The sequence below is a fragment of the Roseibium sp. SCP14 genome, assembly GCF_040329475.1.
GTDB lineage: Bacteria > Pseudomonadota > Alphaproteobacteria > Rhizobiales > Stappiaceae > Roseibium.
This window is the reverse complement of sequence record NZ_JBDZYH010000001.1, coordinates 387,491-409,650: the sequence shown is the minus strand read 5'-3', so window position 1 is coordinate 409,650 and position 22,160 is coordinate 387,491. Positions and strand designations below refer to the sequence as shown.

Sequence of the window (22,160 nt, the reverse complement as noted above, 5' to 3'; positions counted from 1 at the left end):
AGCACATCTTGATTAGTTTGTTGCACTTAAACAAAAGAAAATTGAAAAAGCATAACCAAAGGAAGGAGCTATTCGTTCCAGATATCACTTTTTCAATTTGTGCAGATGGAGAAATGTCGCTGTGCAACTAATGATTTGCAATGAATACTTGTGAAAATGCCGTTCGCGCAGAGCTCGAACAAGAGGCTTTGTGGATGCGCCTCTGGGCGTTGGAGGGAGCGGAGATTGCAGCCCGCTTCAAACGTTCGCCCACCAAGTCTCAGACCGGTCGACAATGTCGTACCTGCCTGTGAGCAGTCACGGTCGCTCGATCCGACGCAGTTGCACAGGAAGGTTTCGCAGTGATTTCCAGAGAAGATAGTCGGAGCGTTCGAAACGGACCAAGATTATCTTGGTCGGGCAGGCCGGATTTGAACCGACGACCCCTTCACCCCCAGTGAAGTGCGCTACCAGGCTGCGCTACTGCCCGAACGAACCCTACCTAGCTTGTTCGCTTTCCAAGCGCAAGCGGCTTGTTGCGTTGAGGCTAATAGTTTGCCCAGGCTTTTCCGGTCAGTAAACCGATTGTCCTGAAATTGATCGGGCTCGACGTTTGCGCTCGATTTTGTCGGTTGCGATCAGTCCCCAGGCAAGACCGTAAAGCAGATACATGTGCCGCCAGTGATCGGTATCGATAATCACTGAAAGGATCAGATGCGCAATGAAAACCGCAAAGACACAGTGTGTGAAGGCCGTCCAGGGGCGTTTTTTGAAGAGCAGGGGAAACAGAGCGCAGATTGTCCAGACCACCAGCACCAGATAGACAATGCCGCCCAGCCAGCCATAAGTCGTAAATCCTTTCAGATAGACGTTGTGCTCGTCTTCGGGAAAGTACTTGTTGAATTCCAGCGGACCGAGGCCGAGTGGATATTCCATGACCATCTGGAAGCCCAGAGAATAGCGTGCGAAGCGCCCAAGGCGCGCACCGTCATAATCCTGCACCAGCTTGGCCCGTTGAACAAACATGTCCGACACGGCGTCGAAAGAGAGGGCAATGGTCAACATCGCGGCAGCGGCGAGGATGCCTCCGGCGCCGAGCAGGACAAGTCGACCGCGGCTTCTCGGATTTCGCTCCGTCACAAGCGCCAGGAAGTAAATGATGAGGATCGAAGCGCACAGCACACCCCAGGCCCCGCGGGAAAAACTCAGGAAAACGCCAAGCAGCAAAATGGCGAGCGGTATCAGAACATGCAGATTCTTAAGGACCGAGTTCTTGAAGAATATTTGTATTAGCAGCAGGGTCGGCAGGACCAGGAATGGGCCGAATACATTCGGATCCTGAAACGTTCCGCGTGCACGTCCATACCGCATGAAATACTCGGATGCCGGGATAAGGCCGAAATAGGCGGCAACCCCGATCGCAGATACCAGTACTGCGCTGATCGTGTATCCGCTCTGAATGATCCGGAACCGGTTTGGATCGTCAGCCAGAATGGCCGCGTAGAAAATAGCCGTCATTGCAAGAAAGCCGGAGACCGCAATGTACATGACGGCATCGCCGAACTTCTGTGCAAGGGGGATGGATGCCAGTCCCCCTGCAACGTAGAGGATCATGCAGATGATCAGGGGACCGAACTCCGGCCGGAGTTTCAGCCCGCACGCAAACCAGACGACTGCGAGAAGCGCCATGTAAAGTTCGTAGGGCGCGGGTTCTTCGATGACAAAACCGGAAAGAAAGGCCGCAAGCCAAAGGGCGCCATTGCCCAGGCTTTTGACTGAGAGAACGTTTGGCCGGCGCGACAGTATTGTGCCACCATATGGTTCGCTCATAACGGTCAATAGGCGTTCTCCGTGTGAAACAACCGGAACGGCGTCATGAAAAGAATCTTGAGGTCGAACAAGATCGACCAATTCTCGATGTAATAGACGTCGCACTCAACGCGGTTCTGAATTTTCTCCGGTGTATCTACTTCACCCCGCCAACCGTTGATCTGGGCCCAGCCGGTAACGCCGGGCTTCACTTTGTGGCGCGCGAAATAGCCGTCGACGACATCGTCCCAGGTCTTGTTATCGGTATGTGCGTTTACGGCATGCGGGCGTGGCCCAACCAGCGAAAGTCTGCCGGTAAGCACGTTGAACAACTGAGGCAGTTCATCGATGGAAGATTTCCGGATGAACCGTCCTACCTTGGTCACGCGTGGGTCACCTTTGGTCACGACCTTTTTCGCGTCCGGGTCCGCCATTTCCGTGTACATGGAACGAAATTTCAGGATCTCAATGACTTCGTTGTTGAAGCCGTAGCGTTTCTGCCTGAACAGAACGGGCCCTTTGCTGTCGAGCTTGATTGCGATCGCTGTTGCAACCATGACCGGAAACAAAGTCACGATTGCGATCGTTGCAAAGACGAGGTCGAAGATCCGCTTGGCAACCATATCCCAGTCCGCGATTGGTTTTTCAATCACGTTGACGAACGGAACCGTCCCGATGAAAGAGGCTCCGCGGTCCCGGAAACGAACCTTGTCGGTGTGAGCGGAGAGGCGGATGTCCACCGGCAGCACCCAGAGTTTCTTGAGGAGTTCCAGGACCCGTTTTTCCGCGCGCAACGGAATGTTGACGATCAGCATGTCGATACGCGCGAGGCGAGCGAACTCTACAAGGGCATTGATGTTACCCAGTTTGGGGTACCCGGCCACAACTGGAGGCGAACGGTCGTTGGAACGGTCGTCAAATATACCGCAGATACGAATGTCGTTGTCCGGTTGGGCTTCAAGGTCGTGGATCAGCTCTGCTGCGGCTGTTCCGCCACCTACGATGATCGCACGCCTTTCGAGACTACCGGATTTCATCCAACGTCGAACGAGCCAATAGACAACCAGTCGAACCATGCAAAGGCCAGACAGGCCTAGAGCGTACCACGGACCGATCCAACTGTCTGACAAGCCAGCGGCGATGTCAGTTGTAGATCGCAGCACTACTAAGATGGCGAAGACCAGGGTCCAACCTGCCGCCGCCCGGCCTAGTTGGGAGAGACCTCGTCTCATTACCGAGACCTGATAGACATCAGCGGCTTGAAAGAACGCGAGAGTAAACAGGATCGCAGCGGCGGTGGTAAAAATCTGCGCCAGCGAAAGTGCGGTAGTTTCCGGACCGGTAACTGCTGCAATAAGCGCGGTGCTTGCGATTACCAAAATATCTGCCAATCTAACGAAGCCGGCCAGAACTGTCGCGGAAATACCTTTACCACCAAGATTGCGCGCGATTTCCAGAGCGCCTGCGGAAAGTCCGTTCTTTCCGGGAACCAACGTTTCGACAACCGGTTGACCCGTTGCGCCTTGAATCGTTTGCCTGAACTGCTTTTCCAGTTTCTGCCGAACGCCGGAAACCTCATCAGAGGATGATTTCGGACCAAATGGTTCGGTCGGCTTGAGTGCAGGATTGCTCATTATCGGTTACTCGACCTGGCAAAGATGGACTGTGCACGTGACGTTGCCAGGTCGCTGCCTGCAGCGACCTGAGCCGAAGCGTCAGCTGGCGCAATTCCCCTTAGTTCCTGGTAAAGGGTGGTGATGCGATCTGACATGAGGTCAACTGAAAATGTCTCTGCCAGACAGCCGCGAAGCTCTTCGGCTTGCTGCTCCATTTTGGCAGGCGTCTCCAGGGCCGCTTCCATGGCGAGCGTAAGCTTGCCGATATGCCCGGGTTCCACCAGCCGATTGGCGTAGCGACCGAAGATCTCCGGAACACCTCCAACACGGGTGGCAATGAGTGGGCGCTGGGCGGCAACTGTCTCGAGGATGATATAAGGCATGGCCTCTGCGCGAGACGGAACCACCACGTTTCTGGCCAGCTTGAATGCCTCGCGGGCGGGAAGGGCGCCATGAAACGTGATGGCGTTTTCCATATCAAGTTTCTTGACCATGTTGCGGTAGCGCGCTTCGTCCGGGCCTTCTCCGACGATGTGCGCGGTCGGTGCGATGCCGTTCTTCAGCCGAATGTTGTAAAGCGCCTCGATGAACAGGTCCGGCCCCTTAAGATCGCGTAGCATGCCTATATAGAGGAAGTCAGCTGCGTCTTCATTGGCTGGAACCGGCGAGAACTCTTCTTGCGTGAGACCGTTATAGACGATCCGCGTCAGCGCCTTCGGGTGCCCAACCTTGCTTTCGTAGGCGGCCGCTTCGTAGTCTGAGACGAATATCAAGCCATCGGTCAGGCGCCCGAGAATACCTTCCAGAGTGTGATAGATGCGACCTTCAAGTCGGTTGGGGTCATAGTGCAGGCTTCCCCCGTGAGGGCAGTAGACCCTGGAAACCTTTTGACCCGTCAGGTTCAGAACGCTGCCGATGAGACGCGCGTATGCACCTCCTTTGGCCCCGTGTCCGTGAAGGATGTGGGGTTTCAGGTCTCGAACATGACGATAGAGAGCGAGGGTTGCGGACAAGTCCTTGAACGTGAGCTGCCGCTGCATGGGAACGCGTGTTACGCCGAGCGCGAGCTTCGGTTCGAGATCTGCCACGAGCTCGTTGTCGAACGCACTGCCCGTGCTGCTGTCGCAAATTAATCCAACATCATGTCCCGCTTCCGCCTGGTTTGTGGCCAGGTCCCGGATATGACGGAATATCCCGCCGATAGGCGAGCGGACACAATGCACGATCCGCATGGGAGTCGTAGTCATGGTGCAGTTTCCCTGTTACCGCCCCCCGGTTTCTTGGTCGAACCAGTGAAGCATTGAAACTACACACTAACAAAGGGAGATGAGTCCGCAGTTAACTTCGCGGATGCCTAGAAGTAGCGTTCCCGGACGTAAATCGTGTCGCCGGGACGAATCGGGTCCGAAATGGGCACACGGCCGTTTAGAATTTCACCATTGAGCTGGCGGGTGATATCCACGTTCGATTGTTGGGCTCTCGAGCTGAAGCCGCCTGCTGTTGCTATGGCATTTTGTACGGTCATTCCGGCAACGTAATTATATTGGCCTGCATTTTGCACTTCACCCATGATGAAGATCGGACGGTAGGTATCCACTTCAACCGACACGTCGGGATCGCGAATGTAACCTTGCTTCAACTTGGCTGAAATTTCGGAAGCCAGACCTTGCTGGGTCTTACCGCGAGCGGCAACGCTGCCAATCAGCGGAAATGAAATATAACCTGCCTGATCAACAACATAGGTGTTGGAAAGATCGTCCTGGCCAAAGACGATGATCCGCAGCCTGTCGCTGGAGTCCAGGCGATATGGCTGCGTTAGCGTTTCATGAAATGCTGTCGGCGGTTGTCTGTACCCGCTGCATGCTGCAACGCCCAGGCAAAGACCCAGGACAACAAGCACTCTCGTTCGCATCTACGACTCTCCTACAATTCGCAGACAGCATCGCGTGTTATGGTTAATTGAGGGTGAAGAGCGCAACCGATACGGATTGGGCGGTTTCAATTCCGCGTGTGCAATGATTAACGGACGCGGCGTCACGTTTGGAGGCAATTTAACCGATCGCTTACCCTAATTCGACATAGTTTGCCGGAACTGGAGTTTCGAACAATGAATGCTGAGCGGCAGACACATACTGATGAAGACATGGCGCTGGACCTTGGAGGTCTTTTGCGTGCAATCGGGCGGTCCCTTGGATGGCTGCTGCCACTCACCCTGATCGTGGCAATTGGTGTCTTTCTCGGACTTCAATTCGTGGCGCCGAAATACAGGGCAGAGGCGCGCGTCCTGATTGAGAGTACGGACAACAAGTTCCCGGGGGCAACCCGTGGTGTTGAGGAGGAGCGGGCGCTTCTCGATTCCGAGGGGGTCGCCAGCCAGGTCCAGTTGCTGATGTCTGCAGATCTTGCGCGCCGTGTGGCCAAGAAACTCGATCTGGCTTCAATTCCGGAGTTTGATGCCGAGGGGGGCGGCTCTCTGGTTGGCAGTCTCCTGTCACTCATCGGGTTGGGTGAGAACAAACCTGACAACAGTGCGGAAGAACGAGTCCTCAAACATTTCTACAAGAACCTGGACATTTACCGTCTTGAGGGATCTCGCGTTATTGCAGTCGACTACACTGCGGAACATCCGGTTCTGGCAGCTGAAGTGGCAAATACCATCGTAGATGAATACCTGGCCGTACAGTCGAGCGCAAAACGCCAGACGACTGAACAAGCCTCTGCCGTGCTGGAACCTCAGATCCAGGAACTGCGCAAGGAAGTGCAGGCTGCCCGGCAGGCAGTCGCGGATTTTCGTGCAAGGGCGGATCTGCTCATCGGCGCAGACAACATTCCGCTGAACCAGCAGCAGCTGGCGGAGACCAGCAGCGACTATTCTGCAGCTCAGGCGACAAAGGCTGAAGCTCAGGCAAAGGCTGATCTCATCAGGGAGTTGCTTGAAACCGGCGGTTCGCTGGAAACAGCCAGCGATGTTCTCAACTCGACTCTGATACAGCGGCTTCGCGAGCGGCAGGTCGAAATCCAGTCGAACATTGCCGAACTCTCCATAACGCTACTGCCGAGCCACCCTCAGCTGAAAGCACTCCAGTCGCAGCTCGGTGACTATGACCGGCAGATCAGAACAGAAGCCAGGAAGATACTTCAGGGGCTGGAAAACGACGCGAAAGTCGCCAACCAGCAGGCATTGGCTCTGGAAAGGCGTCTCGAGCAGCTTAAAACTGCGGCAGCAAAGTCTAATGCCGATCAGGCTCGTTTGAGCGAGCTGGAAAGGGAAGCCAATGCTAAAGCCGCACAATTGGATCAACTGCTTCTGAGTTATCAGGAAGCAGATTCCAGGCTACGTGCGCAAGTTCTGCCTGCCGATGCCCGGATCATCTCCCGCGCTTCGGTGCCGGTGGAACCCTTTTCGCCCAAAATCATTTCCAGCACGATCATTGCGGCGCTTGTCACGTTCCTTTTGGGATGTGCGTTTGTGCTAATGCGCGAGTTCCTGAGCGGGAATGCTCTGACCCGGATCGATGAAGGACAATTTGCAGCCCCACAGTCAGGGACACGTGCAAATCAGGCAACGGCTGATGGCGACAGTTCCTACGCTGCGGCCGGTTTCGGACACCAGATTGCAGCCGGATCACTCGACCAGAAAGATGTGCTTGGCTGGGAGAATGGCTACAATCGTCGGGTCACCAGCTACCGTATGGAGCCCGATTTCTCGGAGGAAGGCTCAAGACGGCAGGATTTGCTTGAAAGTGACAACGTTTCCGAAGAAGACACGGTTGCGATTCCAGCTGCTCGCGATTCTGACGGGCTGGATGGGACACCTCGTTACGATCAGGACTTTGCACCGGACTGGATAGGAGACTTGCGCGGCCAGGAAGGCGGCGATGAACCGGAAACAGTTGCTGAAGATCTGCCTCAAGAGGCGACTGCAGAAACATCCTATGCTGAATCCGTAACGACATATGCGCAAGATATCGAAGCCAGAGGCCGAATTGTCGTTTTGAGTGTGGACGATGAGACCTTGTCCCATGAGCTAACGTTCGATTTGGCGAGGAAGGCCGCGAACGCAGGCAAGTCGGCCTTGATCATGGAGGTTTTTCCTGAACAATCAAACAGCAAGGCGGCGGAAGGATTTTCCGACGTGGTGTCCGGACAGGCTCCTTTTGCAAAGGTGGTTTACCGGGATGCAGACTCCAAGGCGCATATCATCGAAGCCGGGCGTGTCGCCGTCACCGACGACCTGGCGGATGGCGAGCGGTTCAAACTTGCCCTTGATGCGATCAAGTCAACTTACGATACCATCGTTGTCGACCTCGGGGCGATAGATGGATCGCTTGCAAGTGCACGTATGCTCAGCTTTGCCGACAGAGTTCTGATCGCTGCAAGTGCACCGGACCACAGCCACGAACTTCAAAGTGCTGCAAACTTGCTTGCCCACAACACCGGAGCAAAGGTTGAGGTGGTGATCGCAGGTGACGACGGACCTGGTCCGCGGCGCAGCGACGATGGCCACGCAGCCTAGGTTTCATTTGACTGTGATTGAAAATCGTGAGGCCGGCCAACTCTCACGCCGAATTGCCGAGGCCGGCTTTCCATTTCCGCAGCCGGCGGACGAGTGGCCAAAGCGTCTTTGAGTTTCGGATGACTGATTTCGTTCTTATCAGCGCAGTATCTATGCGCATCTTTGCACGGCCTTTCCAAGTGCACGCTAGCGAACAGTCCGCGAGCGGAACCGCTGCTGTCCAGACGGTCTTGTAGCGTTCCTCGCCGAGTCCCAGATCCAGTTCACGTAGCGTGGGCGAAGAGCAAGCGTAGCTGACAATTTCCTTGATAAGTACGAGCCCGGGGCTGTTTGGCAGCATCTCGTCATGGGCGACACTGTTGCTATAGGCGAACAGGGTTCTGTCATTTTCCAGACACAGATAAGTGGACCGAATTGCACCACCGGCTTCGAGAAACCAGAGATCCATCATATGTGTGTCTTTGTCGGAGGCATCGAGACCAAGTCCCAGAAGACGGGAAAGAAACTCGCGTGCCGGTGCGTTGGAAAACGCATTTGGAATTCCGGCTGCCTCGGAGCGTTTGGCTCGTTGTTCCAAAAACGCCAGCAGACCGCGTTCGATTTCCGCCTTGGTCTGCGCCTTCGTAACCTTGTAGCGCTCCGCTGCCTGGAGATGACGCTGCTTGCGCAACAGGTTCTTGCGTGCGGACTTGTTGTGTGTCTGCTTGAAGAATTCTTCAAAATCCTCCGGCAGAGCCTGTGCGAAGACCGGACTGGGGCTGGGCGTCGAGCTTGCAGACACAAGCGGGTGTTGGCGACCGTTCCAAGTCTCAGGAATGTTCTGCAAACTGATCAGGTCAGCTCCGGACTTTCGGCAAATGTCCAACAGGAACTGACGGATCTGCTTTGGCGTGACTATGTTGTAAAATGACGGATCCCAAAGTCCTGTGTTCTGGTTGCCGTTCTGATGCCCGAGAAACGAAAGTGATTTTGTTCCTGAAACGTGCTGCAGACCGAGCGGCAAGAGCACAACCGGATTGCCATTTATCCTGCCGACCGCCACGAGGGCTTCAATTCCGGCGGTTTCACCCAGAGTATCCTGCCAGGCCTTAAGCCATCCAAAAGACTGATAGGGAATACTGCGCCCTACACGTTCCAGTTGCTGCCAGTCAAATGTTGCTTCTTCGAAGGAAGGGAGAACCGAGACTTCAAGAACGTCTGACCGAATGCAAGCGGCAGAGCCTTCCACCTGATCGTCTACAGGCTGAACCGTGGTGTGAACGTCAGGTAAACCATTTTCGATGATCATTGCGAATAGACCCGGGGAGGCGCTGGCAGATCGGAACAAGTCTCGATAGATTTAGCAGCAATTATTAAAGAAACCGTGCGTTACTGGTACTTTCTTAAAGAGTAGGCGTTCAGCCATATGGGCATTCGGCAAAAGGCGGTCACACGAGCATTCAGCGTTCTGAAGGGAACGGGACTGGGTCGGTTGATGGCGCCGATTACCCAGGGCTGCGGGGCTATCTTCATGATGCATCATGTTCGCCCGGCCAGGGTGGACGCGTTCCAGCCCAACCGCCATCTTGAAATCACACCGGAGTTTCTACGTCTGGCGGTTGAGCGGATCAGGGCCAACGGCTACGAAATCATCGCACTGGACGAAGCGGTCGATCTGCTCAAATCCGGCTACGGTCACCACCGTTATGCAGTGCTGACGTTCGACGATGGTTACAGGGACAATCTTGAAGTCGCCTATCCGATCCTGAAAGAACTCGGAGCGCCTTTCACTGTGTTCGTTTCAACCGGTCTGGTGGATCGCACGAGTGAGCTCTGGTGGGTGGCGCTGGAGAAGCTTATTGCGGGAAACGACGAAGTCATCTTCACCAGGTCCGGAACTTCAGACGGTATCAGCAGCAAATCGACTGCGGAGAAGATCGCCTGTTTCGAGAAGATTGTCGATTACCTGACCTTGGAAATCGGCGAGTTGGACCAACGGCAGATCGTTCGTGCGCTCTCGGAAAAATACGGCATTGATCTAAAGGCGCTTGCAGATGAGTTCGTGATGAATTGGGACGAGCTGAGGCAGTTGGCCGGCGACCCGTTGGTGACGGTTGGAGCGCATACGCACGATCACTTTGCCATGGCAAGATTGGAGGCTTCAGCAGCACGGGCAGATGTGACACAGGGCCTGAAGCGGTTGGAAGAAGAGCTTGATCGCCGACCGAAGCACTTCGCTTATCCCTATGGAAAATCTCATGCCGTCAGCATGCGTGATGCGGAAATTTTGCGGGACATCGGATTCGCATCGTCGGTCACGACGCTGCCCGGCGTTCTGCAATCGGCCAACGCGCGGGATCCGATGATGCTTCCACGTGTCTCCCTGAACGGTCGATTTCAGGATCCGGCCGTGGTCGACCAGTATCTGACCGGCGCACCATTCGCTTTGTATCGGGTCGCCCGCTGGGCCGCATCCGGCTTCGGTGTCAGGTCCGGTTTTTCCCGCCTTTTTCCATCCACCAAATGATGGCTCCAGCCGGAATTACCCAGATCAATCCAGCAATCGCAAAGTAGATGAGCCGCACGATTGTGGAGGACTGCTGCAATGTCATGTCACCGATCACCATGGCGGTGAAAGCATAGACAATCACGAAGACCACCAATGCGATCATGCCGATAAATTTGCGGAAAGAGGGAACCATTCAGTTGATGTCCATTGACTGTATGTGAGCGAAAGCAGAATTCGAAATGGCTGGCCGCTTATACCCGCGGTTGGAGGTTCAATTTCACTTTTTCCGAACCAGCTTCTTTTCATCGCTTGCCGTATTGTCCCTGCACCTATATCTCCCCAAGCCAAAGGTCAAATCCAAGAAGCGTGAATTCCGGTACCGGTCCATGACAGCATCCGCAGACATTGCAAAAGGAACGCAGAACCCGATTCTGCCGGCCAGGCTGGAGAAGATCAGGCGTAGCCGAACCCTGATCCGCTGGTGGCTCTATTTTGTGTGTGCCCTGATCCTGGCAATGGTTGTCGTTGGTGGTGCGACTCGACTGACGGAATCCGGTCTGTCGATCACCGAATGGAAGCCCATCCACGGTGTCATTCCGCCGTTAAGTGAAGCGCAATGGGAAGAGGAACTGGAAAAGTACCGGCAGATTCCCGAATACCAGCTGATCAACAAGGGCATGAGCCTCGATGAGTTCAAGTTCATCTTCTGGTGGGAATGGGGGCACAGGCTGCTTGGCCGGTTCATCGGTGTCGCGTTTTTCGTTCCCATGGTTGCCTTCTGGGCTGCAGGACGGATCGAACCCTGGCTCAAACCCAAATTGCTGATCGGTCTGGCGCTTGGTGGGCTGCAGGGCTTTGTCGGCTGGTGGATGGTTGCATCCGGACTGGTCGATCGGGTCGATGTCAGTCAGTATCGGCTTGCGACGCACCTGACACTTGCGCTGATAATTTTTGCGTACCTGTTCTGGATAGCACGGAGATTGACACCGCTGACGGAACCGCTGCCGGCAGAGCAAGAGAAGCTCACGGGTCTGAGTGTCCTGCTGCTTGCTCTCGTCTTTGTTCAGATCTTTCTGGGAGGTCTCGTTGCCGGCCTCAACGCAGGTCTCACGTTCAATACATGGCCACTGATGGACGGACAGTTCGTTCCAAGTGGCTTGCTCGTGATGACACCGGCCTGGCTGAATTTCTTCGAGAACGTGCTCACCGTACAGTTTCAACACCGCATGACTGCTTATGTGCTTGTGGTTATCGCCCTCTTGCTCATGATGGCGACGTTCAAGGTCAGTCGGCGGAAGGAGCTTCGCCGTGCCGGTGCCCATGTCGGGGCATTTGTACTGCTTCAGGCGATCTTCGGAATTCTCACGCTGGTCTGGCATGTGCCGTTGTCGGTCGCACTCGTGCACCAGGGATTCGCCGTTGTCGTTCTGGCTGCTTCGGTGGATCACCTCGCGGTTTTGAAAGGGGCTTATCCGATCAGAGGATAAGCAACAAAAAAGCCCGCCAACGGCGGGCTTCTGTCTTTCTCTGAAAGTTTGCCTTAACCGGCGAGCGCCTGGTCGAGGTCGGCGATGATGTCTTCGACATCCTCGATGCCGACGGAAATCCGCACAACATCCGGTCCTGCGCCTGCAGCGATCTTCTGTTCGTCAGAGAGCTGGCGGTGCGTGGTTGAGGCCGGGTGGATAATCAGGCTTCTTGTGTCTCCAATATTCGCCAGGTGCGAGAACAGTTGTACCTTGGAAACAAGATCGACACCGGCATCGTAGCCGCCTTCAACACCGAAAGTGAAGACTGCGCCTGCGCCCTTGGGCATGTATTTCTGCTGAAGTGAGTGATGCTTGTCTTCCGGCAGAGCCGCGTAGGAAACCCACTTGACCTTGTCGTGCCCGGAAAGGTGCAGCGCAACTTTCTTGGCGTTGTCGGAATGCCGCTGCATACGAAGGGGCAGGGTTTCCGTTCCGGTCAGGATCATGAAGGCGTTGAACGGTGAAATTGCCGGACCGAGATCGCGCAGACCCAGAACGCGGCAGGCAATCGCGAAGGCGAAATTGCCGAAGGTTTCGTGCAGTACGATGCCCTGGTATTCAGGACGCGGTTCGGACAAGAGAGGGTAGTTGCCGCTGGAAGACCAGTCGAAGCTGCCGCCATCAACGATAATGCCGCCCATGGAATTGCCGTGACCGCCCATGAACTTGGTCAGCGAATGCAGCACGATATCGGCGCCATGCTCGATCGGACGGCACAGATATGGCGTTGCCATGGTGTTGTCGACGACAAGCGGAATGCCCTTGGCCTTTGCCAGTGTTGCGATGGCTTCGATATCCATCACGATGCCGCCCGGATTGGCCAGGCTTTCGATGAAGATTGCGCGGGTCTTGTCGTCGATTGCCGCTTCAAAGGAGTTGATATCTGACGGGTCAGCCCATTTCACACCCCAGCCGAAGCTCTTGAAAGAATGATTGAGCTGGTTGATCGAGCCGCCATAGAGCTTGTTGGCCGCGACGATATTGTCGCCGGGCTGCATCAGCGTATGGAAGCACAACAGCTGGGCCGAGTGACCCGAAGCGGTCGCCAGCGCGGCCGTGCCGCCTTCAAGCGCAGCAACGCGCTCTTCAAGCACTGCGGTCGTCGGGTTGGTGATACGGGTGTAGATGTTGCCGAAAGCCTGCAGGCCGAAAAGGGAGGCGGCATGGTCGACATCGTCAAAGACAAATGACGTGGTCTGATAAATCGGCGTAGCCCTTGCGCCCGTTGAGGGGTCAGGTGATGCGCCTGCATGAATTGCAAGGGTGGAAAAGCCCGGAATGTTTTCGCTCATAAAAGAACCTCCCTTTTGGAATGGCGGCCAGTTTGGCCGATGGGACTGGGGAGGTCAAAGCAGGATTTTCCTGATTTGGCAATGGGGAGAAAAATTTTTGATGTCAGAGGGTTAGGTCGAAGTTCTCTGTTTCGGATCCTGGAAGACATGAGCAATGCATCCAGCACAGTACCACTTGGTGCAAACAGCGCTACCCGGATGCCCTTCAAGGACCGGCCAAACAGGCTCGCTTCGCCGGATCCGAGGTACGTTCGGATTTGGCCGCGCTTCAAGAGGGAGCCGGTTGCCGAAAGTCTATTGCTTTTCGGGTGTCCGGTGCTTTGCGGTGGTGTCGTCCGGATACCAGTTTTCGTCCCGCTCTGAAAATGGTGATCCCGGTTCTGCACGGTGAACCACCGCGAACAGAACCAGGCAAATCAATACAGCCATCGCCAGCAACACCCACTCGAACGCGGTAAACAGGGTCGGGTCCTGGGTCATTTTACTCTCTGCACTACTTTCAACCGGACGGGTACACAGTCGCTTAACACTCGGTTAACGAACTAGCAGGAGAGCATTGTGTGAAGCTGGTGTGAAGTAACAAAATCTCTCAACACATTTCAATCGCTGTTTGCAGGGCTTTTGGTCAGGCCACGGTGCTGAAAACCGGTCTTGAGGGCAGGGCGTTTGGAGGAGAGCGTCCTGGAATTGACACCGGCCCAGCCGATTTCGCCGGACAGCCGTCCATATTCGATCTTGGGGCAGCGATCCATAACCATCTTGATGCCGGCCTCTTCAGCACGTTTTGCAGCTGCATCATGCCTGACCGTCAATTGCATCCAGATGACCTTGGGCAGTTTACCGCTTGCGATCACTTCATCGACGATTTTTCCGGCCGCGTCCGAATTGCGGAAAATGTCGATCATGTCAGGTACATCTGGCAGATCGTCCAGCGACGCATAGACAGTCTGTCCCAGAATTTCCTTGCCGGTCTGACCGGGGTTGATAGGCCAGACTTCATAACCTTTGGAAAGAAGATATTTCAGCACGAAATAGGACGGGCGCACATTGTTGGCGCTGGCGCCGATCATGGCGACTGTTTTTACCTCGTCCAGTATGCCTTTGATGTAAGTATCGGAATAGGTGTCGTGATTCATGCTTTGAAATTCCTTGCCCTTGCTGCGCTATCCAAGGCGAAACGGGCCCCGGCCGCAAGTGCTTCCTTTGGCCAAATCGGTCGGAAAGGAAAAAGAGCACAAACGGTCAGGCGAAGGATGCGAGACTTGCCTAGACAGGAGTTGCCAGACGGATTTCATCATGAAAGGTGACAGTGAATGAGCAGGTTGCGGCAGCGCTTCGCAAAGGTTCTCGAGCGGATCGAGGTGACTTTGGAGGATCCGTTGGACATGGCAGAACTTGCCTCGTCAGCCTCTTGTTCAATGTTTCATTTTCAACGTCAGTTCTCTGCATTCGTGGGCGTAAGCGTTTCGGACTACAGTCGATTGCTCCGGTTGAAACGAGCCGGCCAGCAGCTTGCATTCCGCCGGAACCTTTCCATCACGGACATTGCCTTCGATGCGGGGTATGAAAATCTTGAAAGTTTCTCCCGGGCATTCAAACGCATTTTCGGGCAGAGACCTTCAGAATTTCGCATAGCTGCGGACTGGACCCTCTGGCATCAAACCTATGATCCGCTCATCGAGCTGAAAGGAAGTTTCATGCCTGAAGACAAAATTGCTCCCGACAACGTTCGGATTATCGAATTTCCCGAAACCCTCGTTGCCGCCCTGGAGCACAAGGGACCGCAGGCAGGACTGACGGCCTCTGCCCAGAAGTTTATCGCCTGGCGCAGAGAGCTGGGACTTTCGCCTGCAAGAAGTGCCACCTTCAACATTCTTTATGATGATCCCAAGACAACGGCTCCCGCGGAGTTCCGCTTCGATTTTTGCTGTGAAGTTACTGCCCCGATGTCGCAAAACGCTTCAGGTGTAATGACGAAGACCATCCCGGGCGGTCTATGCGCTGTTCTGCGCCACCAAGGGTCCCTGGACTTTGCCGAAGGCAAGATCCGTTCGCTCTACAGGGACTGGTTGCCGGAGAGCGGTCACGAATTGCGTGACTTTCCTTTGTTCGTCAAACGTTTGACCTTTTTTCCGGACGTTCCGGAGCACGAGGCGGAAGCTGAGATTTTCCTGCCTTTGCAGTAGTTCTGCCAGAACGAGGCATTATCTCGACAGGATTGCCCGCCGCATCGTTGCACCTGGTAACAACGGGTTAGGGATCTCTTTGGTCCGCAGGGGTGAGCAGATTGAGACGGCTCTCGTGCTCTTTCCTCAGTTCCTTGCGGATCACCAGTTTCAATCCCGACCAGACGGCATCCACGGCGCAAACCTTCACGTCCACCAGCCCCATCGGCAGACATACTTCCCGAACCACGTCTTCCGTTACGGTTGTGGGAACCTTGCTGGATTTCTTCGGCCAGGAAACCCAGATCATTCCGTCCGCAGCCAGCAGGCCGCGGAGCTTTTCCAGCAGTGCGGAGAGTTCTTCGCGCTCCCTGGTGAAGACATGAGCAAAACTCAGTCCGGCAATCGGGGAGGGCTGAAGCTGCTGTCCCGGTTCCTGCTTGTCGAGCAGAGCGACGATTTCCTCAGGCATTTCATGACGCCAGCAGGTCATGCCGGGCTTCAAGCCGAGTTTTGCCGACAATGGGCGGCCCGAATAACCTGCTTGCGTCAATTCCCCCTCCAAGGTTTCAAGACGGTCCTGACTGGTTCAACTGGCGCTCAGCCTCAGCTGTCGGTCCATTCCGGCTTGCGCTTTTGCAGGAAGGCCGAAATGCCTTCTTCCGCGTCTTTTGCCATCATGTTCTCTACCATCGTCTGGGCCGCGAAGTCATAGGCTTCGGATAGGGGCATTTCCAATTGGCGATAGAAGGCTTCCTTGCCGATCTTGAGTGTCTTGGCCGATTTGGAGGCTATGCTCTCGGCATATTTCTGCACCACCTGTTCCAGGTAGTCGCGAGGAACGATGCGGTTAATGAGGCCGAATTCCTTGGCGGTCGATGCATCGATGCTTTCACCCGTCAAAAGCATCTCCATCGCCTGTTTCGGCGCAACGTTTCGAGACAGGGCCACCATGGGCGTGGAGCAGAAAAGACCGATATTGACACCAGGCGTACAGAACGTCGCCGTGTCGGTGGCAATCGCGAGATCGCACGAGGCCACTAGCTGGCATCCCGCGGCCGTCGCAACACCCGTAACCACGGCGATAACCGGTTTCGGCAGCCGGACGATCTGCTGCATCAGGTCTGAGCACTGCCTCATGATCCGTTCATAAGTTGCCTTGCCGCCGTCGTCTTCGGCGCGTGCCGAGGTCAGTTCCTTCAGATCGTGTCCGGCGCAGAAAACCTTGCCTTCGGCACCCAGAAGCACAACCCGGATATTCGGATCCTCTGCGGCCCTGCTTAGTTCTCTGGAAAGAGCCGTCATCATCTCGGTCGAGAGCGCGTTCATGCGGTCCGGGCGTTGCATCACGATCCGGTAGACACCCTCATGCAGGAGAGTTGCGAGCAGGGGTTTCTGTGCATCATCGTTGGCGGCGGTTTCTGACATGGGCCATTTCCTGAATTGTCGGGTTTGGCGCTGTTATAGCTGATGACGTGGGGGATGCGAAAGGCCGCAGAATGTTGTTGCTGAATGTGTTGCTCACAGATCGTTTATCTGCCGCTTTGCGCGCTTTGCTGGCGCAATTGCAGATTTCAGCTATCCTTTTGCCATGTGGAGGCTCATTCATCTTCGGTGTCTGATTTTCACAGTGCTCGCGGCGCTGGCGCCGGCGTCAACCTTGGCCGCAGAAATGAAGGTGGACGTTGCACTTGTTCTGGCGGTTGACGTGTCACGCTCCATGTCACCGGAAGAACTTCAGATCCAGCGCAAAGGTTATGCTGCTGCGATCTCCAGTCCGGAAGTCGTCCAGGCGATCAATCTCGGAGCCCATGGGCGCATCGCATTGATGATGTTCGAGTGGGCGAACGACACGCACGCGCGCCTGATCGTTGACTGGTCGCTCATCGAAACCCAGTCCGACGCAGATACTTTTTCCGAAAAGGTTCTGGAAGACAGTTCCTATGGACAGCGCCGGACTTCGATTTCCGGTGCGATCCAGCGAGCAGCTTCCCTGCTGGCGGACGTTCCCTACGACGCCGGACGCCATGTGATCGATATTTCAGGTGACGGTCCGAACAACCATGGCGCACCTGTCACATCGGCGCGGGACGCCGCAGTTGAAAGCGGCATCGTCATCAATGGGCTTCCCCTGATGACCAGAGGTGGCGTTGGGTTTCAGTTCAACATTCCGGATCTGGATGTTTATTACCGGCGTTGCGTGATCGGAGGCCCGACAAGTTTCGTTATTCCGGTCACCGATTGGGAACAATTCCCCGATGCGGTGCGGCGCAAACTGATCCTGGAAATCGGCGGGAGACCACCACCAGTCCAGCCCCGGATCATCCCGGCACAAATCACTTTCGAAGAACCTTATGACTGTATGGTCGGCGAAAAGATCTGGCGCCGCATGCGGGACCAGTACTTTTGGGATCCGTAGGTGGCTGGAGGAAACGACATGCTCCCGAAACAATCTGGACGAAACGCTCTTCAAGGCAATTCAATCGCAACTAACCTTGAATTCGTGAGTTTCGTTCCCGATGCGAGACATTGATCCGGATGCCTTGGCAAAGATACCGCTGCCTCCGATAACAATGTGGTCTCCCGTTGTGTTGCGTTCAGTTTCGGACGAAGCTGCGGCCAATGTCGACTCTGCCGGACGCACCGAGTGGATCACGCCACCGGGCAATGTGATGAAGTTCATTGAAGACGTCTTGGTTTCACCGGTCTTTTCGTCAACTTCAACCACAGTTGCGATCCAGCGCAGTTCGCCAACGTCTTTGCCGGTCTCGTCCTGCAATCTTAAGTAACCGATGCGCTGATCACCTACGCTGACACCTTCTGGTCCGTGATCGACGAACTTCACCGTTCGGGAGTCGTTGTTTCTCGTGAGCGTGAAATCAGCGCATGTTTCGGGTGCGGCCACTGCAGGATACCCAGGCCAAACAACCGACAAAACTGAACAGGTGCCAAAAGCAAGCGCCGCAAACATTCTTCTGCAGATCGTCATTTCTACTTTCCCCCGAGTTTGGGATGTCAGGATCACCGACACGTTGCCGGTGCCAGATCTGCAACTAAAACTTATCGGCCGACTTCCGAATATCAAGCGGTCCGGTGGAAATAGCCGGTAATGAACGTCCTGCATCAGGCATTCCATGGGTATCGCGATGCTTTGGCAACGACCAGTGCTCAATCAGGTCTGGTGACGAAATTCTATTCTCCGGCAGAGGGGACACGACACCGTCACTCCCGCGTCGGGTCCAAACGTTGACAGGTTTGGGTATATTGGTTTAGAAAAAACTAAATAATATAGGAATTTCTAAATAATGCTCGATCTGAACTCCACTTTCACGGCTCTTGCCAACCCGGTTCGTCGGCAAATGCTGGACGAGCTGCTTCGCGGCAGCAGAACTGTCAAGGAACTGGGGGCTCATCATGACATGACACCGGGCGCGATTTCTCAACACCTCAAAGTCCTGGAGGAAGCTCAGTTGATCAGACGTACCGTCAAGGGACGGGAGCACCACTGCGAGTTAGTTCAGGCAGGACTGGATCCGGCTCTTGAATGGGTTGACAGGCATCGTGCGTTCTGGAGGCAAAAACTCTTGTCCTTCGGTGCGTTTGTCGAAGGTGGTAACGATGGTGCGCGTAATGAGTGAAGTTCCTGACGGCGGCTACGTCGTCCGCGAAAGCATGTGGTTCGCCACGGACCGTGAGACGGCATTTGCCGGTTGGACGAACTCTGACGCCATTGCCAGCTGGTTTGGGCCACCAGGCTTCAGGGCGGAAGTCCTTGAGCTCGATCTTGTTTCCGGGGGACGCTGGCTGTTTCGGATGGTCCCAGAGGTGGGGCAGCCGTCACACCATGGCGGGCGGTATGTGGAAATTTGTCGGCCGGAGAGACTGGTCTTCACGTGGGAAAGTGAAGAAGACAAGCATCTGACGAACGGGCGCGAAACTCTGGTCACCGTGACATTCACGGAAGAGGCCAATGGTGTCCGGATCGGCATTCTGCACGAACGGCTGCCAAGTCGAGATGCAGCCGACGCGCTGTCTTACGGCTGGGGCAGTGGAATCGAACGTTTCAATGAATGGTTGGGGAGCCTGGAAGCATGACTGAAAAAATTTCTGGCGGTTGCGCCTGTGGTGCCGTTCGATATGAAGCCACCGGCGAGATTGAGTTCTCCTTCAACTGCCACTGCCGCAAGTGCCAGCGGTCCACCGGAACAGGGCATTCTTCTGCCTTTGCCTTGCCGGTGTCCATGTTGGAAATTCAGGGGGATATTCGGGAATTCCAGGCAGGAAGCGACGCGGGCGTCGAGACATTCTCGGGGTTCTGCCCGAACTGTGGTTCGCCGATGACCAGTCGAACCAAACGGTTCCCTGAACGGATTTACATTCACGCTGCGACACTCGACGATCCCGGGGTGTTCCATCCGACTTTCAGCGTATTCGAAGAATGCGCGCAACCCTGGGATCCGCCTCGCAAGGACCTGGAGCCGGCTCCGCGTTGAAACCTCGCTGCGCGAGCAACCATTCCCTTGTCGAATGACAGAAGGCAGGAAGCAATGTCCAAGAGGGACTTAAGGACCAAACGGGTGCAGTCTGTAATTGCTATGATGCCACTATGATGACTGTCAGGCGTGAGCAGGGCTTGATTGCTCCTCATTGAAACCATCGCATCGGGAATTCTGACCGAAATTCTTCAGCTCCAAGTCGGTTCAGCAACTGAAACTGGTTCACATGCCCTTTCTATGTCCCGGCCTGCGGACAAAAGAATGTCTTCGCGAAATCTGGAAGCAACCAGTTGAACGCCCACGGGGCGGTTATTCACTTCGCCTGTTGCGACCGATAGCGAAGGGACGCCAATTACCGGCAATGCTCTCTGCGTCAGTTGTGCTTCGAAAACCTTCGCAAAAGCTTCTTTCGAACTGACATCCAGTTGTTGTTCGAATGGCAATACGCCGGACACCGGGCAGACAAAAAGTGGATAGTCCTGCAGGAACATCTCCCACTGTCTGATCAATCCAATCCGCTCCTGCAACGCACTCATCAGGCTTTCAAGTCCGACAACTCCCGTGTCGCTGGACATTTGCTCGAAGACAAATTGGGAGTCTGGATCGGCTTCACGCTCAATCATGTCCCCTTGTCCGAACTGGGTTTCTGCCATCCAAAGGCGTGCGTTGACTTCCGCGGCGGCACGCAAGGGAGGGCAGTCGACTTCTTCGACGGTCCAGCCGGCGGATTTCAGTTTTTCAGATGCTTCGATCAAAGCTGCGTGCACTTCGGGGGCGACTTCCATTCCGTCCGGAGCGAGGGTGAGTGCCGCCCGTTTTGGAATGTCTGCGTTGTCCATTGGGGCCGCCCGATACCATGGATCCCGCATGTCCGTTGCGGTCATGGCTGCAAGAGAGAGTTCCAGATCGGGGATGCTTCTGGCAATCGGCCCGGAAACAGCCATCAGCTGCGCACCGATATATCGATCAGGTGCGCTTGCGTTATAGGCCGGAACCCTGCCGAAGGTCGGACGCAAACCATGCAGTCCACAGGCATAGGCAGGATACCGGATGGATCCCGCGATGTCTGTACCGTGACCCATTGCACAAATGCCCGCCGCCACGGCCGCTGCGGCGCCGCCGGAAGACCCACCTGGTGTTATGTTCCTGTTTCGCGGGTTCAGCGTTTGCCCGTGCAAACTATTGTTGGTGAACCAACGTAGCGAGAATGCGGGCGTGTTCGTGCGCCCGACAATCACGCCTCCGGCTTTACGAATGTTGGAAACGACAGGACTGTCGTCCAGTGCAACCAGATCTTTCAGCAGGCGAACACCATTGGTGGAGGCGTGACCCTTCTGGTCGACATTGACCTTGACCGTTACCGGCACTCCGCAAAGGACCCCAGGGTCTTCACCTTGTGAAATGGCATTATCAACCTGCTGTGCTGCTTGCAGTGCCTCTTCAGGAAATTCCTGTACCACCGCGTTTATCTTCGGATTGACCTCATCCAGGCGGTCCAGATGGGCTCTGGTCACTTCGGTCGCGGACAGTTTCTTCGAGCGCACAGCGTCGGCTATTTCGCTCGCGGTCATTTTCCAGATCTGCTTCATCAGTATTGCCCCATCGAATTCACCTTTGATTGAAAGTTCGCATCGCTTTCCAGGAAAGTCGAGAGAAGCGTCATATCCGGAAAGGAGAGATCTGGATTATCGGCTGCTCTTCGGCCGGAGGACGGCGTCAGCCTGTTTGCAATGCGCTGACTGGCCGAGGTTTTCGCTTCACTTTTCGCAAGGAACATTCAGTCCGACCTTCGAGCGGTCCATCACGACGGAAGTTCGGAACCGGCGTACATTGCCGTCATTGAAAAAGAGACGGTGAGTCAGCTGTTCGAAGTCCTGCATGTCGCGGGCTGTGCATATCAGGGTGAAGTCCGCTTCGCCGGTAACGTAATAGCACTGCTGTACCTGGGGTTCCGACTGCGCGCGTTTGCGAAAGGCGTCAAGCTGATGCAGCGTCTCGCGTTCAAGTTCAACCATGACAATGAAAGTCATGCCATAGCCAAGAGACGCGGGATCGACAAGCGCAATCTCCTTGCTGATCACACCTGTATCGCGCAATCGTTTCAAACGGCGTTGAACGGATGGAACGGAGAGGCTGCATTCTTCGGCAAGAACATCCAGCCCGATACGGCTATTGTCCTGGACCAGGTCGAGGATCAATCGATCCGCATTGTCAATTTGCGCTGTCATTTTTCAAGTAGTTGGCTCATTCGGAGAAAAGTAATCGCCATT

22 protein-coding genes and 1 tRNA gene are annotated in these 22,160 nt (G+C 55.2%); 8 read left to right on the top strand and 15 right to left on the bottom strand.

Annotation, left to right across the window (positions count from 1 at the left end; translation table 11 throughout):
* Positions 1 to 392: 392 nt before the first annotated feature.
* The 5 genes from ABLQ08_RS01890 to ABLQ08_RS01870 form a co-directional block, all read right to left on the bottom strand.
* Positions 393 to 469, bottom strand: a tRNA-Pro gene (locus ABLQ08_RS01890).
* Between the two features lie 83 nt (positions 470 to 552).
* Positions 553 to 1,809 (bottom strand): O-antigen ligase family protein, encoded by a 1,257-nt coding sequence (locus ABLQ08_RS01885; protein WP_352940498.1) that lies wholly within the window; start codon positions 1,807 to 1,809, stop codon positions 553 to 555.
* Positions 1,810 to 1,814: 5 nt separating this feature from the next.
* On the bottom strand, positions 1,815 to 3,422 hold the full coding sequence (locus ABLQ08_RS01880) for an undecaprenyl-phosphate glucose phosphotransferase (RefSeq protein WP_352938821.1): 1,608 nt from the start codon (positions 3,420 to 3,422) through the stop codon (positions 1,815 to 1,817).
* A complete protein-coding gene (locus tag ABLQ08_RS01875) occupies positions 3,422 to 4,651 on the bottom strand; it encodes a glycosyltransferase family 4 protein (protein ID WP_352938818.1) in 1,230 nt (409 codons plus the stop codon). Before ABLQ08_RS01875 ends, ABLQ08_RS01880 begins: the two co-directional genes overlap by 1 nt.
* A gap of 107 nt (positions 4,652 to 4,758) precedes the next feature.
* Positions 4,759 to 5,316: a polysaccharide biosynthesis/export family protein gene (locus ABLQ08_RS01870; RefSeq protein ID WP_352938815.1), complete on the bottom strand. Its 558-nt coding sequence runs from the start codon at positions 5,314 to 5,316 to the stop codon at positions 4,759 to 4,761.
* A gap of 195 nt (positions 5,317 to 5,511) precedes the next feature.
* On the opposite strand from ABLQ08_RS01870, the gene ABLQ08_RS01865 reads away from it, so the two are divergent.
* Positions 5,512 to 7,920 carry an exopolysaccharide transport family protein gene (locus ABLQ08_RS01865; protein WP_352938812.1) on the top strand — a complete coding sequence of 803 codons (2,409 nt, stop codon included), beginning with the start codon at positions 5,512 to 5,514 and terminating at the stop codon, positions 7,918 to 7,920.
* Positions 7,921 to 7,963: 43 nt separating this feature from the next.
* On the opposite strand, the gene ABLQ08_RS01860 is transcribed toward ABLQ08_RS01865, so the two are convergent.
* Positions 7,964 to 9,208, bottom strand: a complete 1,245-nt coding sequence (locus ABLQ08_RS01860) for a GNAT family N-acetyltransferase (RefSeq protein WP_352938810.1) — start codon at positions 9,206 to 9,208, stop codon at positions 7,964 to 7,966.
* Between the two features lie 117 nt (positions 9,209 to 9,325).
* Here ABLQ08_RS01860 and ABLQ08_RS01855 point away from each other — a divergent pair, with 117 nt between their 5' ends.
* Positions 9,326 to 10,426: a polysaccharide deacetylase family protein gene (locus tag ABLQ08_RS01855; protein WP_352938807.1), complete on the top strand. Its 1,101-nt coding sequence runs from the start codon at positions 9,326 to 9,328 to the stop codon at positions 10,424 to 10,426.
* Here ABLQ08_RS01855 and ABLQ08_RS01850 read toward each other — a convergent pair.
* Positions 10,386 to 10,601, bottom strand: a complete 216-nt coding sequence (locus tag ABLQ08_RS01850) for a DUF2842 domain-containing protein (protein ID WP_352938804.1) — start codon at positions 10,599 to 10,601, stop codon at positions 10,386 to 10,388. The genes ABLQ08_RS01855 and ABLQ08_RS01850 overlap by 41 nt on opposite strands.
* A 193-nt stretch (positions 10,602 to 10,794) precedes the next feature.
* On the opposite strand from ABLQ08_RS01850, the gene ABLQ08_RS01845 reads away from it, so the two are divergent.
* Entirely contained in the window at positions 10,795 to 11,895 is a 1,101-nt protein-coding gene (locus ABLQ08_RS01845) for a COX15/CtaA family protein (RefSeq protein ID WP_352938802.1), read from the top strand.
* Between the two features lie 53 nt (positions 11,896 to 11,948).
* Here the strand turns inward: ABLQ08_RS01845 and ABLQ08_RS01840 are convergent, their stop codons facing one another.
* The 3 genes from ABLQ08_RS01840 to ABLQ08_RS01830 all read right to left on the bottom strand — a co-directional run bounded on the left by ABLQ08_RS01840 (position 11,949) and on the right by ABLQ08_RS01830 (position 14,365).
* A complete protein-coding gene (locus tag ABLQ08_RS01840) occupies positions 11,949 to 13,229 on the bottom strand; it encodes an O-acetylhomoserine aminocarboxypropyltransferase (protein ID WP_352938800.1) in 1,281 nt (426 codons plus the stop codon).
* Between the two features lie 294 nt (positions 13,230 to 13,523).
* Complete coding sequence (locus ABLQ08_RS01835) at positions 13,524 to 13,709, bottom strand: hypothetical protein (protein WP_352938797.1); 186 nt, start codon at positions 13,707 to 13,709, stop codon at positions 13,524 to 13,526.
* Positions 13,710 to 13,828: 119 nt separating this feature from the next.
* Entirely contained in the window at positions 13,829 to 14,365 is a 537-nt protein-coding gene (locus tag ABLQ08_RS01830) for a CoA-binding protein (RefSeq protein ID WP_352938794.1), read from the bottom strand.
* A 177-nt stretch (positions 14,366 to 14,542) separates the two neighbouring features.
* On the opposite strand from ABLQ08_RS01830, the gene ABLQ08_RS01825 reads away from it, so the two are divergent.
* Entirely contained in the window at positions 14,543 to 15,415 is an 873-nt protein-coding gene (locus ABLQ08_RS01825; protein ID WP_352938791.1) for an AraC family transcriptional regulator, read from the top strand.
* 67 nt (positions 15,416 to 15,482) lie between these two features.
* Here the strand turns inward: ABLQ08_RS01825 and ABLQ08_RS01820 are convergent, their stop codons facing one another.
* Both ABLQ08_RS01820 and ABLQ08_RS01815 read right to left on the bottom strand, forming a co-directional pair.
* The gene (locus ABLQ08_RS01820) at positions 15,483 to 15,947 is read right to left on the bottom strand and encodes a hypothetical protein (RefSeq protein ID WP_417714883.1); all 465 of its coding nucleotides are present in this window, start codon (positions 15,945 to 15,947) and stop codon (positions 15,483 to 15,485) included.
* A gap of 53 nt (positions 15,948 to 16,000) precedes the next feature.
* A complete protein-coding gene (locus ABLQ08_RS01815) occupies positions 16,001 to 16,822 on the bottom strand; it encodes an enoyl-CoA hydratase (RefSeq protein WP_352938789.1) in 822 nt (273 codons plus the stop codon).
* Positions 16,823 to 17,066: 244 nt separating this feature from the next.
* On the opposite strand from ABLQ08_RS01815, the gene ABLQ08_RS01810 reads away from it, so the two are divergent.
* On the top strand, positions 17,067 to 17,813 hold the full coding sequence (locus ABLQ08_RS01810) for a DUF1194 domain-containing protein (protein ID WP_352938786.1): 747 nt from the start codon (positions 17,067 to 17,069) through the stop codon (positions 17,811 to 17,813).
* Positions 17,814 to 17,873: 60 nt separating this feature from the next.
* Here ABLQ08_RS01810 and ABLQ08_RS01805 read toward each other — a convergent pair whose 3' ends face one another.
* The gene (locus ABLQ08_RS01805; RefSeq protein WP_352938783.1) at positions 17,874 to 18,299 is read right to left on the bottom strand and encodes a hypothetical protein; all 426 of its coding nucleotides are present in this window, start codon (positions 18,297 to 18,299) and stop codon (positions 17,874 to 17,876) included.
* Between the two features lie 400 nt (positions 18,300 to 18,699).
* Between ABLQ08_RS01805 and ABLQ08_RS01800 the strand changes: the two genes are divergently transcribed.
* From ABLQ08_RS01800 to ABLQ08_RS01790, 3 genes are read left to right on the top strand one after another with little or no spacing between them, the layout of a single operon-like run.
* On the top strand, positions 18,700 to 19,032 hold the full coding sequence (locus ABLQ08_RS01800) for an ArsR/SmtB family transcription factor (RefSeq protein ID WP_352938781.1): 333 nt from the start codon (positions 18,700 to 18,702) through the stop codon (positions 19,030 to 19,032).
* Positions 19,025 to 19,489 (top strand): SRPBCC family protein, encoded by a 465-nt coding sequence (locus ABLQ08_RS01795; protein ID WP_352938778.1) that lies wholly within the window; start codon positions 19,025 to 19,027, stop codon positions 19,487 to 19,489. The genes ABLQ08_RS01800 and ABLQ08_RS01795 overlap by 8 nt, the downstream gene beginning before the upstream one ends.
* Positions 19,486 to 19,887: a GFA family protein gene (locus tag ABLQ08_RS01790; RefSeq protein WP_352938775.1), complete on the top strand. Its 402-nt coding sequence runs from the start codon at positions 19,486 to 19,488 to the stop codon at positions 19,885 to 19,887. Before ABLQ08_RS01795 ends, ABLQ08_RS01790 begins: the two co-directional genes overlap by 4 nt.
* 191 nt (positions 19,888 to 20,078) lie before the next feature.
* Here ABLQ08_RS01790 and ABLQ08_RS01785 read toward each other — a convergent pair whose 3' ends face one another.
* Positions 20,079 to 21,479, bottom strand: coding sequence for an amidase family protein (locus tag ABLQ08_RS01785; protein ID WP_352938771.1), 1,401 nt, complete (start codon positions 21,477 to 21,479; stop codon positions 20,079 to 20,081).
* A 168-nt stretch (positions 21,480 to 21,647) separates the two neighbouring features.
* Positions 21,648 to 22,118 carry an Lrp/AsnC family transcriptional regulator gene (locus tag ABLQ08_RS01780; protein WP_352938768.1) on the bottom strand — a complete coding sequence of 157 codons (471 nt, stop codon included), beginning with the start codon at positions 22,116 to 22,118 and terminating at the stop codon, positions 21,648 to 21,650.
* Between the last annotated feature and the right edge of the window lie 42 nt (positions 22,119 to 22,160).